We start from the raw sequence: 13,593 nt of genomic DNA, 5'->3' as shown, positions 1-13,593 counted from the left end.
ACCGCCGCAGTGATCAGGAAAGAATAGGTGAAACCGCATGACTCGCACTATGAATCTCGTTGCGTACTTGAAAACCGGTCCGACCGCAATGCATTCGGGCGGATGGCGGCATCCCGAGTCGATGGTGAACGACATCTTCGATCCCGTTCGATACGAACAGACCGCGTTGACTCTGGAAGCCGCGAAACTCGACGGGGCATTCTTCGCCGACCTCTTCGGGGTCGCGGACACGTACAAGGGTTTGGAGATGTTCATTCGCTCGGGTGGACAGAACAGCTACCTCGACCCCATGACCGTTCTTCCGATCATGGCCCGCGTCACGCGGAACCTCGGACTCGGGGTCACAGTGTCGACCAGTTTTCACAACGCGTTTCACATAGCCCGTTCGCTCGCATCGATCGACATGCTGAGCAAGGGTCGTGTGGCGTGGAACGTCGTCACGTCGACAAGCGAACTCGAAGCCGCCAACGCGGGGTTGGACGGCCTGCCTCCGCACGGCGAGCGCTACGACCGTGCAGACGAAGTTCTGGAAGCGTGCAACGCTCTGTGGAACTCTTGGGACGATGACCCGTTCGTGTTCGACAAGCGAACAGGGGTGTTCGGCGACACGGAGAAGATCCACTATGCCGACTACGTAGGCAAGTGGATCAAGTCACGTGGACCACTTCCCACTCCGCGTAGTCCGCAAGGTCAACCCGTCATCATGCAGGCGGGGAGTTCGGGCCGCGGACTCGAATTCGCGGCACGTTGGGCAGAAGTCGTGTTCACCCGGCAGAGTAGTCCCGAGGACATGGTTGCGTTCTACGCGGACATGCACGATCGGGTAGCTGCGGTCGGCCGTGATCCGGGAACGATGAAGATTCTTCCCGGAATCACGCCGATCATCGGTGAGACCGAATCGATCGCGCAGGAGCGGGCCGACTACCTCGACAGTCTCCAGCATTCCGAGTACGACCTGGCCTACGCATCTCTGGCCGTCGGTGCCGACCTGAGCAGGCATCAGACTACCGAAGCAGTATCGGGTGCCAGAGGTAATCAAGGTACACACGGTGTGACCGACCAACTGAACAAATACGCCGAGACGAACGGAGTGACTCTCGCGGAGGCCGCGGTGAAACGTTCTCGTTCTCGTGCGTTGGTTGGAACCGCCGAAACCGTCGCGGACCAGCTGCAGGGACTGTTCGAATCGGGGGCGTGTGACGGTTTCGTAATCATGCCCACCACGTTCCCGACATCGCACGAGCAGTTCTGTCGATCCGTGGTGCCCGAATTGCAGCGTAGGGGGCTGTTTAGAACCGAATACGCGGCGTCCACCCTGCGCGAGAATCTGTTCGCATGACCGGAAGGGTGACAGTGGAGACCTACGAAGAGGCAACGCTTCGAGAGGCGTTTGCGATGTTTCCGAGTGGCGTGGTGGCGTTGTGCGCCGAAGTCGACGGTGTTCCGGTGGGAATGGCTGCGAGCAGTTTCGTGTCCGTATCCCTCGACCCTCCGCTCGTCGCGGTCTGCCCCCAGAACACCTCGTCGACGTGGCCTGTGTTGAGGCAGTCCGATTATCTGGGTGTAAGTGTTCTTGGAGAGGCACAAGGACGGGCAGTGTCTGCCTTGGCGTCCAAGACGGGAGATCGCTTCGCCGGCGTCGACACGGTGACCGCAGACGACGGCGCAATCCACGTCGTAGGAGCGTCGTTGTGGCTGACCACGACAGTCGAACACCTCTATCCAGCAGGAGATCACACGATTGCCGTTCTTCGCATCGTGGAACTCAGGATGCACGACGAACACTCGCCGATCATTTTTCACGGCAGCAGATTCCATCGACTGCACCGGGATACCGCATGAGCGCCGGGTTCACCGGCGTCGAGGAAGCAGCGAGTGCATTGCGGGCCGGTCGGCCCGTCCTGAGCCTAGATCGAACGGGAGTCGGGGCGGTCGTCCTCGCCGCAGAGAACGCAACGGTGAAGTGGACGGCGTGGGCAGTCAGATACTCGTCCGGCCTGCTGTTCGCGGCGATGCCGGCTGAGCGGGCGGACCACCTCGACCTGCCACCGATGGTCCCGCAGAACAACCAGACATCCGGACACCGATTCACAGTTGCGGTAGACGCCCGCCGCGGCGTGACGACCGGCATCAGCGCAGCCGACCGCGCCCATACCTTCCGGACACTGAGTGATTCGAGTACGACGCCCGACGATCTCACTCGCCCAGGTCATGTAGTGCCTTTGTGTACCAGTCGCCGCGGTGTCCTGGAGCGCGCAGCCAATCCGGAGTGCGCCGTCGACCTTTGCGCCGCTGCCGGCATGTCGCGAGTGGCCGCCGTTGCGACCCTTGTCAGTGACGATGGTGATGTCCTCGACGAAGCTGGTGTGAACGACTTGGCTGCCGCCTACGGACTTCAACTCGTGCGTCTCGAGGAGATGCTGGCCTACCAAGAGCATTCGACTTTTACCGCGCGCACGCGGTGCGTTGTAGGTTCATAGGACAACGGCGTCCTGGAGCACCGTCTGTCTCGGTGGGCTGCGCGCTTCGGGAAGTCGACTGTGCTTCCGCGCAATGACTTTCGTCGAAGAATATGCCGCAGCGCAACGGCCGAGCAGGATCTGAACGTGCGGTCGCCGATTGAAGTGTTCAGATTCTGGACCACCGTTTGTGTCGACATCGAAGCTTTCTTCGATAGCGGGACGATTCGAGGTCCTATGTCGTTGGATCGGGCTGTCCTTTCGGGTGATAAGCGATTGGGGTCAGGACCTCGGCACGCACGACGAGGATGCGTGCAGCTACCCGAAGTGCTCTAAACGGTGCAGTCGCTTTTGCGCGCAGCGAGAATCGGACGTGCATCGATGACTTTGATATCGATGCGCGATCAGTTTCCGGGCGGCGCTCTGTCTAACCGATACGTGGTTTCCGCGACGGATCATGACCTTCCGTCTTTGGCGTGTGTTGCCGCAGCCCGGTAACCCGCGCTGACGATCTCGTCGACTCCATCGGCACCCGCACAGAGGAGGGCGTGTGCGCCCACGTACCCCAGGGGCAAGCTAGTCAGCACACGAACTTGTCACCGCCACGATGTCGGGAATGCGGCGGGAGTACGCCGCCACGGGGGACCGCCCCCGCACCCCACGCGACCCGCTGCCCGTCGACGACATCCGAGTCCTGGTGGCCACCGCGGGGGAACGCTGCAACGGCTGGGCCGACGAGGTCCTCGAACGCCGCGACTCGGCAATTCTGCTTCTCGGTTTCGCCGGAGCCTTTCGCCGCAGCGAACTCTCCGACCTACTCCTGGGAGACATCAAACTGCACCGCCTCGACGGAATCCACGTCAGGTTACGAAAGTCGAACACCGACCAGGAAGGGAGAGGAGCCGTGAAAGCGCTGCCATACACCGAGTCCCACGTGACCTGCCCACCCTGCGCGTACGTCCGGTGGGTCCAGGTCGTGGCCGCGTTCGATGCCGGCGGACGACCGTCGGTCTTTCGCCTGCTTGGGAATCGCGAACCGTTCACCGGGCATGTGTGTCGTGGGGGAGTACCGCGCACCGCTGCTCGTGCACCGCTACTCCGGGCCGTCGCGAAGAACGGCAACCTCGGCACTACCGCACTTTCCGGTGCCGCAATTCACCAGACCATCCGCCGACGCGCCCAGCACGCAGGCTTCGACCCCAGTGCCCTCGCGAAGCTCGACGGGCACTCACTCCGCGCGGGGTTCGTCACCCAAGGCATGCGCAACGGTGTCAACGGATCCGCCATCGCCCGCCAAACCGCACACGCCAGCCTCGACTCCGTCGAGGTCGACCGCCGCGAGCCCACACCAGTCGAGCGCGATTCCGAATACTACCGCTCGGGAGTCGATGCGCGGCGCCGCGCGCACACTGTCCTGGCGGACGTGCCCGACTTAGTCGACGATGTCAAAGACCGCATCGAAGCGCTCCTTCAGCGCACCCTCGATCGACACTTGAGTGCTGAGGTGTGCAAGCCCGTTGAGCACTTTATGGATCCCAACGAGGGGAAGGACCTACGCAACGATCGCAGAGATGCGCGGGTGTCCCCGTCCACCATCGGCCGTCAGATCGCGAAGTGGCAGCACGCCACAATGCGAATCGCAGCCATACGTAGTGCCATTGTTCAGACTAGGGCGAGTCCATTGGGGTCAACCTCGCAGGAAGACAAAACCCACCGCGTCCGGGAGCGACGTCGCAGCCTAAGCAGCGCGCACGGCGAGAACGATCGGAATGTCTGATCGGGTGTAAACGTCTGTGTAACAATCTATTTAGTCATTGGGATCCGTCCATCACAGTGCAACTTTCAGTGTCATGCAGTCCTCTGCTTCGAGGCGCGTTCCAGCCGTGCTGGTTTGACTGTTTCGACAAGAGTTGACGACGCAAGTTGGATTCCATTCCATCGGACCAAACTCCCAGAACGCACGGCTCCCTCTCCGACCAGATGACTACGACCTGCGGCAAGGAAGATTGCGGACCAGGTATCCGGCCACGGCAAGTGCCGGGCAGCCGCTTGTAATTCGATTTGGAGGGTCAGGCAATGTCCATCTGCTTCAGGAGTGCAACAAGTCGCGTTCTTGCTTGACCGAGCTCGTCCATCTGATGCTCGACGCGCGCATATTCGTTCTCGACCACTCGAACCATCTCTGGGGTGACAACGCCCGTGTCTTCGCACGTGATGAGCACGGCGATCGACCGGCTTGTCAGTCCGGCGGCCAGGAGCGTTCGGATCAGCCCGACCCGGGCGATGGTCTCCGGGGCATACACGCGTTGGCCGGCCGGCGTTCGGACGGAGGTCAACAGGCCTTGTTGCTCGTAGTACCGCAGTGACCGGGCGCTGACGCCTGTGATGCGACCGAGTTCTCCGATTCGGATGTGACCTCACTCCTTCGGCTTGCCTCTGACATTGATGTCAGCGTTTAGTCTAGGCGCTCGTCGCTATGCATCACACTTCGGATTGAGGAATGAACTGTATGAAGCTCGAAAATCAGGTTGCTTTCGTCACTGGCGCCAACCGGGGGATCGGAAGCGCCTATGTCACGGCGCTCTTGGACCGCGGGGTCGGGAAGGTGTTCCTCGGTGCACGTAACCCGGAGTCGGTGTCGGAGTCTTTGGCTGGCGACTCACGAGTGGAGGTGGTTCGTCTCGATGTCACAGATCCGAAGACAGTAGACGACGCGGCCCGGCTGGCAGACGATACGTCGATTCTGATCAACAACGCCGGCGTCGCCACGGGCGGACGTCTCCTCGACAGACCGACCCAGGAGTTGCAGGCTCTGCTCGACGTCAACGTGTTCGGATCGCTGAACATGGTTCGGGCTTTTGCCCCCGGACTTATCTCTCGCGGCGGGGCCGTTGTCAATGTCGTATCGGCGATCGCGTGGTTTTCGCCTCTCGCATATGGTGCGTATGCCGCGTCGAAGGCCGCAGCGTGGAGTATCACCAACGGTATTCGTGAGGAGCTTCGGCCTTCCGGGGTTCTGGTGCAAGGTGTGTTTTTCGGCGCAGTCGACACTGACTTCGCGTCAGGCTACGACGGTCCGATGATTTCCCCCAGCCTGGTCGCGACCGCCACCCTCGATGGAATCGAAAACGATTCGACCGAGGTGCTGGTAGATCCCGAGAGCCGGCAGGCGAAAGCGGCGTTGACGGGCGAACCGAACGCGTACGCGGTGCTGCAAGCTGCCCAGTAGAGCTTGTTGGTCATGAAGAACTAGACGCCGTCAAGCTCGCGCTTCGAGCAATGCGGCTGTGCCGATGAGCTCACTGCTGCTGATGCTCCGAAGCTGTTGTGGTTAACAGACTTCCAGCTCGGTTCGACCGTCGAAGGTGATCGAAATCGCGTCGATGATCGACGAACACACCTGGCAGTCCCTGTTACACAGGGTGGAGCGTTCGATCACCGCACAGCGACTGACCGAAGAGCCCCGTTCACAGGGGACACGCCATCGGGTCCTGTCGTCGGCGACGTGGTCGAGTACGCTCTGGTCGCCGCCTCCGAGACGACTCCGAAGCTGCTAGGTGAACATCTCTTGCGTCCTGCTCGAGCGATCGGCCAGGCGGTCGATCCTCGTTCTGTTCGGGACATGCATCGACGACGTGTGCTTGCAGTGCAAGCGGCGAGAGAGTGGCCCGAGGGTTCTCCCGTGCGTGAGACGAGTGCATCCACTTGAATCGTTACCTCTCAATCAGCGGGTCAGGGGTTCGAGACCCTTATGGCCCACAGGAATGGCCCCCTGACCGGCTCAAGCGCTGATCAGGGGGTCATCTTCTTGTCATGTGGAGTACCGGACGCCGATACATCCGCACGGTTCGAACGAGCACCTCCCCTCCGAACAAGCGAGCGCATTGCGTATCGTCGAATCGGAAACGGAAGGGAGATGGGTCCTTTGCACAGTCAGCGGACGCTTACCGCTCGTGGGGTCGAGCGGCGTGATGCTCTGCTCGATGCTGCGATGTCCGTCGTCGCCGGCGCTGGTGCAAGTAGCCTGACTCATCGCGCGGTCGCCGCGGAAGCCTCTGTGTCACTGGCATCGACGACATACCACTTCGCATCCATCGAGGATCTGCGCAGCGCAACTTTCGAACGAGCGCTGATGGTGCTCGACAACCAACTCTCCAGTGCGGTCGACTCTTTCGGTGGCTCGATCGAACGGATGCCCCGAGTTTTCGCCGAATACGTCGGAGCGTTGTTGACGAACCATCGCCATGCAGTGGTTACGGTCAACGAAATGATCGTGGCAGCGAGCCATGACGATCATCTGCGGATGTCATTTCACGCCCACCAGCACCATTTTGCGGAACTGTTGGCGCCCTGTGTCGGTGGGCAAGACGCCGGGGTCATGGTCGCCGCAGCGCTTCAAGGTCTGATCCTGTCGGCAGTGACGTACGATCATGCGGACACAGCCGTCGACGAGTCCGCCCGATGGAAGAACGCCGTCATCGATCTTATCGAGCGGGTTCGTCGCTAGGGGCGTAGTCGGCCGTGTCGAGGGTCTGTGCGTCCGCCGGCGGGTAGTCCGTATAACCGGCAGCCCCTCCTTCGTAGAACGTTTCGGGATCGGCTTCTGTAAGTGCGGCTTGCGTGCCGAGACGCTCGACCAAGTCCGGGTTGCCGATGTAAGCGCGTCCGAAAGCTGCCAGATCGATCACTCCGTCGTCGATGAGGTCGGCCGCCGTCCGGGGAGTCAGGCCACCTGCCAACATGAACGGCGTGCTCCCTGTGTGACCACGGATCTCGCGCAGAAAGGTCTGAACTCGCCGACCCAGGGTTGGATCGATATAGGACGTGTCGTGAAGGCTTATGTATGCAAGTTCTCTGTCCGAGAGTTCCTGAATCAGGGCGCGATAGGTTTCATCGGCGTGTTCATCGACGGGCATGTTGCCGACTGTGCTGAAGGGCGAGAGTCTGATGCCCACCCGTCCGGCGTCGAGACGATCGATTGCGGCGTCGACGACGTCCAGGACGAAGCGCAGCCGGTCGGTGACCGTGCGCGTGCCGTAGCGGTCCGACCGATCGTTGAAGGCGCTGTTGAGGAACTGCTCGAACAGGTAGCGTGTCGCGCCGTGAATCTCCACGCCGTGAAATCCAGCCCTGACGGCGTTGTCGGTTGCCGTCGCGAAATCGTCTACTAGTCGGGGTATTTCGGCGGTAGTGAGCGCGCGGGGCATCGAAGACGCGACGCGTCCGAACGTGCCGTCCGTGCGGTAGGCGTGGAGAGTGTCGCCGTCCTTCTCGACGGAACTGACGGGCGCTCTCCCGTCGGGCTGCAGCGAGACGTGGGATGCGCGACCGACGTGCCAAAGCTGAACGAACATCCGTCCACCTCGGTCGCGCACTGCGTCGGTGACGCGCCGCCATCCGTCGACTTGATCATCCGCCCAAATTCCGGGCGTACCGACGTATCCGGTTCCCTCTCTAGAGATGGGTGAGCCCTCGGTGACGATCAGGCCCGCACTCGCCCTCTGCGTGTAGTACTGCTCGGTCATTGCGTCCGCGGCGCCCGATATCGCGCGCGATCGAGTCATCGGTGCCATGACAACGCGGTTGGGAAGGTGCAACCCGCGCAGATCGAACGGCTCGAGAAGGCTACTGCTCATGTCGACTCCTGAATGTGAGATCCGTCTTTAACTCGGTACAAATGTACCAGGTACAAATGTACCGTTTGGCGATCGAGGCGGCAGACTGATCGCGGTGTGTGGCGTGATGCGCGATGAAGGCCACCGTGCCCGCAGGGTCATTCGTCAAACATCTTATTTGACTGATCGATCAATTTCAGGTTGACTGTCGCCGTGCCCAGAACCCGAAAGTTCGACGTCGACGCCGCTACACGCGCGGCTGCCGAGGTGTTCTGGTCGTGCGGCTATGCAGGTGCGAGCACCGACTCGCTGCTCGGCGCTATGGGAATCGGCCGGCAAAGTCTGTATTCCACGTTCGGTAGTAAGCGGGATCTGTATCTCCGGTGCCTTCGCCAGTACGGTGAGGACACCACCGTCGCTCACGTTGCCAGGTTGACGGCCCCGGACGACCCTGTCGACGGAATTCGGGAAATGTTGCACGGGCTGGTGTCCGACGACGACAATCTGCGTGCGCGAGGCTGTTTCGCGGTGGCGGCGACTGCAGAGTTCGGGCGTACGGACAGCGACGTCGCCCGCGAGCTGGGCAGGCCCGAACAAAGGCTTCGGGCGCGACTGCTCGAACGAGTTCGCCAAGCTCGGCGCATAGGGCGGATTCGAACCACGCTCGACGACATGGACGTCGTCGAATATATCAGCGGCCAGATGGTTGCAGTACAGGTAGCTGCGCGCGGCGGAGCTCCTGCCGAGCAGATGCATCGCTCGGCTGAATTCGCGGTGTTGCTGCTCGTGAACCCCTAGCTCGTGAACCCCTACTTCGAGCAGTGGAGGTGTTCACGATCTTATAATTGATCGATCAGTCCAGAGGAGGAACTATGAGTGAGCGTAAGGCGGCCCTTGTCTTCGGTGGGTCGCGCGGACTCGGTGCGGCTGCAGTGCTCAGGCTTGCTGCAGAGGGCTATTCGGTGGCGTTCACCTACGTCTCACGCAAGGGCGCGGCTGATTCGCTGGTCGAAGACGTCGTCGCGCGCGGTGGAAGCGCTGTGGCAATACGTGCCGACAGCGCCGACGAGGAGCAGATTCGGAGCGCAGTGGCGGAAGCCGTAGATCTTCACGGGTCGTTGTCGACCGTGGTGGTCAACGCTGGGCTGATGCGTGTCGGGTCGGTGGACGAGGTGTCCGTGGAGGACCTCGATCTGATGCTGAGCGTCAACGTCAGGGGCGTGTACTTGGCAATTCAGGCCGTCGTACCACATCTCGGCCAGGGCGGAAGCATCATCACCATCGGCAGCAACGTCGCGGTCAGTCCATCCGCAGGTTTGAGCGTGTATCAGTTGACCAAGGCCGCAGTCGCCGGGATGGTCGAGTCGATCGCTCTCGATCTGGCTCCGCGGGGAATCACCGTCAACAACATTCAGCCCGGGCCATTCGATACCGACATGAACGCAGGTGCTCTCGATTCATTGTCCGAACGCAATCCGATGAAGCGGGTGGGCAAGACGTCAGAACTCGGAGGTTTGATCGCCTACCTCGCCGGGCCGGAATCGCGGTATGTGACCGGCGCCGATTTCACCATCGACGGCGGCTTCTCCCTCTGAGGTGCATGCGAAACATGGACTGTCACCGGCCGACCGTCCCGTCTGTCAGTTCGCGCAAGATGTCGAGATGGCCTGCATGGCGGCCGGTTTCCTCGATCATGTGTGTCAACGCCCACCGCATCGAAGGGCTGCTTGTGCGGCCAGGTCGGCGCGGTGCCGGGGCGGACAGGTCGTCGTAGGTGTCGATGATGGCATTCGCGTCCCGTACCGCCGCCTGGTATTCGACTACCACGGCGGCGATCGACGTTTCGGATGTGACGTGAAAAGTGCTGGGCCAGTTCGTAACCTTGTGGCCGAGGAATGTAGCCGTTCTACGTAAGTCAGATGTCGTAGCAGCCCGCGAGGGTGGATCCCGACGGTACAGCCACGCTCCGGGCAGCTACGTCATCGATGCCGCGTACTTTGCCGATCACACAGTCCCTCAGATAGTTCAGAAAACCAGTCAACACCTCTGCTTCCGACGACCCGGTACGAGGCGGCGGGGCGTCACGTTTGCGGGGTCGGGGTGAATCCGTCTTGGGTACGCCCATGTCGCGTCTCACATCGACTGCTGACGCGGTTGGTGTTCGACGAGCGTCGACGATGGCGTTGCGGCGCTGTCCACGTGCTCCGTCGCGCACGCAATGAGGTATTCGAGTTGGTCGCGCGTCTGCGTGATGGTGTCGATTTGTTCGCTCAGCCGATCGCGCTGCGTCTGCAAGACACAGATATCGAATCCAAAGTTGTACCGGTGGTAGGTGCGTCGACGCACGGCATGATGGTTGCGATTGCCGCGCTGGACAATCCGGCCGCATACATCTGGCGCAGTACGCGAACTCGGCTTATGGCGTCTCGGTCGAAGTCTCGATGTGCGCCGGTGCCGGCGCGTCGCGCCTCGAGTAGCCCGAGCCCTTCGTAATAGCGCAGCGACCGCACGCTGGCCCCGGTTGCGCGCGAGAGTTCACCTATTCTCATATGTGTTTCCGATCACTTCGACTTGAAACTGACATCAGTGGCAGATTTTACGCTGGACAGATCACCCGCTCACCGATGAAAGTGTTGGACAGCAATGCTCGCAGTGCAGTATCGAAACTATGGAAGCCCCGACGTGCTCGAGGTCGTCTCACGTGCGGAACCTCATGCACAGGAAGGCGCGGTGCGCATTCGCGTCCTGGCCGTCAGTATCAATCCCATTGACTACCTGCTCCGCGCCGGTCAGCTCGAACAGATTATGCCCGTGGAGTTTCCAGCCATTCCCGGTCGTGATGCGGTGGGTGTCGTGGACGAGATCGGCGCCGGTGTCGATGACGTGGCGACGGGCGACAAAGTGTTCGGGCTCGGGGGAGTCGCCGACACCACCGCCGAATATGCAGTATTGACCGCGTGGGCGAAGGTTCCCGCAACGTGGAACGACGAGCAAGCCGCCGCCGCCGGGCTGGCATCGGTCACCGCGCTCCAAGCGCTGGACGCCCTTGGGTCCATGGCGGGCGCGACGATCGTCGTCGACGGCGCTGCAGGAGCGGTGGGAGGGGCAGCGGCAGCATTCGCGCTTGCTGCAGGCGCTGAGCAGGTCATCGGAACTGCGCGCAACGCCAATCATGAACGTCTACGCGCCCAAGGCGTCACGCCCGTTGCCTACGGCGATGGTCTGGTCGAGCGGATTCGCGCTGTTGCTCCCGACGGTATCGATTTCGCTCTGGACGCGGCTGGGGCTGGATCGCTCGCCCAACTCGTCGAACTGGTGGGTCATCCCCAGCGTGTGGTCACGGTTGCAGATCACGGCGGCGCACGTGAAGTCGGTGTCGTCGCAGTCAACGCGGTGAACGACTCGGGTCTCCTTGGCCGAGCTGCCACGATAGCGGACGCCGGTCGATACACTCCGCACGTCAGTGCCTCGATGTCGTTCCGTGGGGCCGCACGTGCACACGCGCTGTCCGAGGCCGGTGGCGGCAAAATCGTCCTGCGGGTTGGGCTGGATGTTTGACCGAACCGGGTACCGATTCTGGCGGGCGATGGCCGAACTCCATTTTCATCGTCGACTGTCGGCCCGTCCACACAGCATTTCAGTAGACCTCTTCGTGATGCTCCACCGTGGCCAACGAAATTCCCAGGGGGCAACTGGGTGGTCGGGGCTCGGTGGTGAGAATTCGAAAACCGGCACTGGTCACGACTTTCGATACAGCGGTGGTCAGTCCGTGGGAACAGGTTGACGATGCGATTTCTTGGCCTAACGGTGGACGCTGCTCGATCAACTGGGAGATATCATTCCTCGCGACGGCAATCACATCGACCACGACATGTGGTGATGCTGTCCCCTCAGCGGGCCCGGGCTCGATATGAAGTCGATGCTGTCCCATTCCGGCAGCACCGGCCGCCACCGGAGTGGGATTTGAAGTACGCGTAGTTACGGCGCGAGGAACCCCGACAGTGTTCGGGTTACGAATTCCGGGTTCTCTTCGACAAGCCAGTGTCCCGAGTGGGGCACATCGACTGAGTGTTCGATCGTGGTGACAACCGATGTGAGTGTTGCCCTGACGGACTCTGCTTGTCCCTCCGCAGCCATGACAAGCGTTGGTGTGGAGATAGGTCGTGCTGCGACGTTGGCATCGACGTCGCGGTCGAGTGAACGGTAGAGGTCGAATCCGGCGCGAAGTACCTCCGGTCGGTCGTAGGTGCGAGCGTATTCGTCGATCTCGGCGTCGGTGAACGGGCTGGTGGCTCCTGGCCCGCCGAACGCAGTTCCGCGGTAGGCAACTCGAGGATAGAAGTCGGCGAGGTAACTGCGTACCCGTCCGGTCACCAGCATCTCCGGCACGGACGGTTGAGAGTGAAATGCGATGTGCCAGCTCAAAGATCGGTATTGCTGCCCGTCGATGGCGGGCCCGGGCAGAGGTAGGTCGAGGTAGGCGAGTTGGTCCACCTCACTCGGGTACTGCGCAGCATAGCGGAACGCTACGGCTGCGCCGAGATCATGTCCGACGATATCGATGTCGCGCTGTCCGAGCTGATCGGCGACGAGGTCGTGGACGTAGGTGGCCAGGGTGGCTTTGTCAAGGCTGGGTGGGGTTCCTCGGCTGTCTCCTAGACCGGGGAGGTCGACTGCGTAGACGGTGTGGGTACGAGCCAGTGCCGGCATGATCTCCCGCCATTCGAACCAGGTCTGGGGCCACCCATGCAGCAGCACCATGGCGGGCCCGGTACCACCGACCACGTAGTGCATTTGCATCCCGCGCACGGTTGCGAACTCGTGTCGAAACAGACGATTGAACTCCTCGTCGTTCGCGGTGGCTGAGTCGTACCCCGGCGCGATGTGGTGGTGATCGTCTGGCTCGATGACGGTCTGCGCACACCCGGTCGCGACTGTGCACAGCACGAGAACGACGACAGACGCCATGAGCGCGCGAATGACGCGTCGCCTGTCGATCGTCACCGGCCAGTCCTCCGATCGATCGATTCACACAGGATGTCGAGGTGACCCGCATGACGAGCGGTCTCTTCGATCATGTGTGTCAGTGTCCACCGAAGGGAGGCCGCGGACTTGTGTCCGTCGCGCGGGGGAGCGCTCGACGACGGATCCGTCAGTGAAGCGATGACGTGGTCGGCGCGCTCGACCGCGTTCTGGTATCCGGTGACGACATCGTGAAGTGAGGTGGTAGCTGGGACGTGGAAGGTCGCGGCCCAGTCCGCGACCGGCTCGCCGAGGAACGTGAATCGCTCGACGTGCGCGAGATGCCACACCAGTCCGAGAGCATTGGTGCCGCTGTGCACCGGCGACAAACGGGCTCGCTCGTCGTCGATGCCAGAAATCTTGGTCACGACACAGGTGCGCAGATAGCCGAGGAACCCAGTCAAGGTGTCAAATTCGCTGGAACCCGTGCGAGGCGGAGGTGCATCGTTGTGGTGTCTTGATGCGCGCGGCGTCATCGAAGAACTCCTTTCTGTAGT

General features: G+C 61.7%; 15 protein-coding genes and 1 pseudogene. 9 read left to right on the top strand and 7 right to left on the bottom strand.

Annotated elements, in window-relative coordinates; all coding sequences use genetic code 11:
- The first annotated feature begins 37 nt into the window (after nucleotides 1–37).
- From CH290_RS09890 to CH290_RS09875, 4 genes and pseudogenes are all read left to right on the top strand, one after another.
- Nucleotides 38–1,339 (top strand): LLM class flavin-dependent oxidoreductase, encoded by a 1,302-nt coding sequence (locus CH290_RS09890; RefSeq protein WP_033188792.1) that lies wholly within the window; start codon nucleotides 38–40, stop codon nucleotides 1,337–1,339.
- Nucleotides 1,336–1,842 (top strand): flavin reductase family protein, encoded by a 507-nt coding sequence (locus CH290_RS09885; RefSeq protein WP_033188791.1) that lies wholly within the window; start codon nucleotides 1,336–1,338, stop codon nucleotides 1,840–1,842. The genes CH290_RS09890 and CH290_RS09885 overlap by 4 nt, the downstream gene beginning before the upstream one ends.
- Nucleotides 1,839–2,480, top strand: coding sequence for a 3,4-dihydroxy-2-butanone-4-phosphate synthase (locus CH290_RS09880; protein ID WP_052083098.1), 642 nt, complete (start codon nucleotides 1,839–1,841; stop codon nucleotides 2,478–2,480). The genes CH290_RS09885 and CH290_RS09880 overlap by 4 nt, the downstream gene beginning before the upstream one ends.
- Nucleotides 2,481–3,039: 559 nt before the next feature.
- Nucleotides 3,040–3,813 (top strand): annotated as a pseudogene (locus CH290_RS09875) (site-specific integrase); the annotation flags it as partial.
- Nucleotides 3,814–4,528: 715 nt separating this feature from the next.
- Here the strand turns inward: CH290_RS09875 and CH290_RS09870 are convergent.
- Nucleotides 4,529–4,864: a MerR family transcriptional regulator gene (locus CH290_RS09870; protein WP_254924970.1), complete on the bottom strand. Its 336-nt coding sequence runs from the start codon at nucleotides 4,862–4,864 to the stop codon at nucleotides 4,529–4,531.
- A gap of 104 nt (nucleotides 4,865–4,968) precedes the next feature.
- Here CH290_RS09870 and CH290_RS09865 point away from each other — a divergent pair, with 104 nt between their 5' ends.
- Together CH290_RS09865 and CH290_RS09855 are read left to right on the top strand one after the other, a co-directional pair.
- Nucleotides 4,969–5,688: an SDR family NAD(P)-dependent oxidoreductase gene (locus CH290_RS09865; protein ID WP_033188789.1), complete on the top strand. Its 720-nt coding sequence runs from the start codon at nucleotides 4,969–4,971 to the stop codon at nucleotides 5,686–5,688.
- 687 nt (nucleotides 5,689–6,375) lie between these two features.
- Nucleotides 6,376–6,966, top strand: a complete 591-nt coding sequence (locus CH290_RS09855; RefSeq protein ID WP_170947643.1) for a TetR/AcrR family transcriptional regulator — start codon at nucleotides 6,376–6,378, stop codon at nucleotides 6,964–6,966.
- Here the strand turns inward: CH290_RS09855 and CH290_RS09850 are convergent.
- Nucleotides 6,944–8,095, bottom strand: coding sequence for an alkene reductase (locus CH290_RS09850; RefSeq protein ID WP_052083096.1), 1,152 nt, complete (start codon nucleotides 8,093–8,095; stop codon nucleotides 6,944–6,946). The two genes, CH290_RS09855 and CH290_RS09850, sit on opposite strands and share 23 nt — an antisense overlap.
- A gap of 192 nt (nucleotides 8,096–8,287) precedes the next feature.
- Between CH290_RS09850 and CH290_RS09845 the strand changes: the two genes are divergently transcribed.
- Both CH290_RS09845 and CH290_RS09840 read left to right on the top strand, forming a co-directional pair.
- A complete protein-coding gene (locus tag CH290_RS09845) occupies nucleotides 8,288–8,872 on the top strand; it encodes a TetR/AcrR family transcriptional regulator (RefSeq protein WP_033188787.1) in 585 nt (194 codons plus the stop codon).
- Between the two features lie 74 nt (nucleotides 8,873–8,946).
- Nucleotides 8,947–9,669, top strand: coding sequence for an SDR family NAD(P)-dependent oxidoreductase (locus CH290_RS09840; RefSeq protein WP_033188786.1), 723 nt, complete (start codon nucleotides 8,947–8,949; stop codon nucleotides 9,667–9,669).
- 22 nt (nucleotides 9,670–9,691) lie between these two features.
- Here the strand turns inward: CH290_RS09840 and CH290_RS31045 are convergent, their stop codons facing one another.
- The 3 genes from CH290_RS31045 to CH290_RS31120 form a co-directional block, all read right to left on the bottom strand.
- Complete coding sequence (locus tag CH290_RS31045; protein ID WP_329955230.1) at nucleotides 9,692–9,901, bottom strand: mycothiol transferase; 210 nt, start codon at nucleotides 9,899–9,901, stop codon at nucleotides 9,692–9,694.
- Nucleotides 9,902–10,207: 306 nt separating this feature from the next.
- A complete protein-coding gene (locus tag CH290_RS30210; protein ID WP_170947642.1) occupies nucleotides 10,208–10,420 on the bottom strand; it encodes a hypothetical protein in 213 nt (70 codons plus the stop codon).
- Entirely contained in the window at nucleotides 10,345–10,623 is a 279-nt protein-coding gene (locus tag CH290_RS31120) for a MerR family transcriptional regulator (RefSeq protein WP_080748673.1), read from the bottom strand. The genes CH290_RS30210 and CH290_RS31120 overlap by 76 nt, the downstream gene beginning before the upstream one ends.
- A 94-nt stretch (nucleotides 10,624–10,717) precedes the next feature.
- Here CH290_RS31120 and CH290_RS09825 point away from each other — a divergent pair, with 94 nt between their 5' ends.
- Nucleotides 10,718–11,632: an NADP-dependent oxidoreductase gene (locus CH290_RS09825; protein WP_033188785.1), complete on the top strand. Its 915-nt coding sequence runs from the start codon at nucleotides 10,718–10,720 to the stop codon at nucleotides 11,630–11,632.
- 420 nt (nucleotides 11,633–12,052) lie between these two features.
- Here the strand turns inward: CH290_RS09825 and CH290_RS09820 are convergent, their stop codons facing one another.
- Nucleotides 12,053–13,078 (bottom strand): alpha/beta fold hydrolase, encoded by a 1,026-nt coding sequence (locus tag CH290_RS09820; protein ID WP_230620917.1) that lies wholly within the window; start codon nucleotides 13,076–13,078, stop codon nucleotides 12,053–12,055.
- Nucleotides 13,075–13,572 (bottom strand): mycothiol transferase, encoded by a 498-nt coding sequence (locus CH290_RS09815; protein WP_033188784.1) that lies wholly within the window; start codon nucleotides 13,570–13,572, stop codon nucleotides 13,075–13,077. The genes CH290_RS09820 and CH290_RS09815 overlap by 4 nt, the downstream gene beginning before the upstream one ends.
- Between the last annotated feature and the right edge of the window lie 21 nt (nucleotides 13,573–13,593).

It is taken from the genome of Rhodococcus sp. 06-156-4 (genome assembly GCF_002259345.1).
In the GTDB taxonomy this organism is placed as follows: domain Bacteria; phylum Actinomycetota; class Actinomycetes; order Mycobacteriales; family Mycobacteriaceae; genus Rhodococcoides; species Rhodococcoides fascians_E.
Note: the sequence above shows the minus strand (reverse complement) of the source record. Positions and strands in the feature narration are given on the sequence as shown.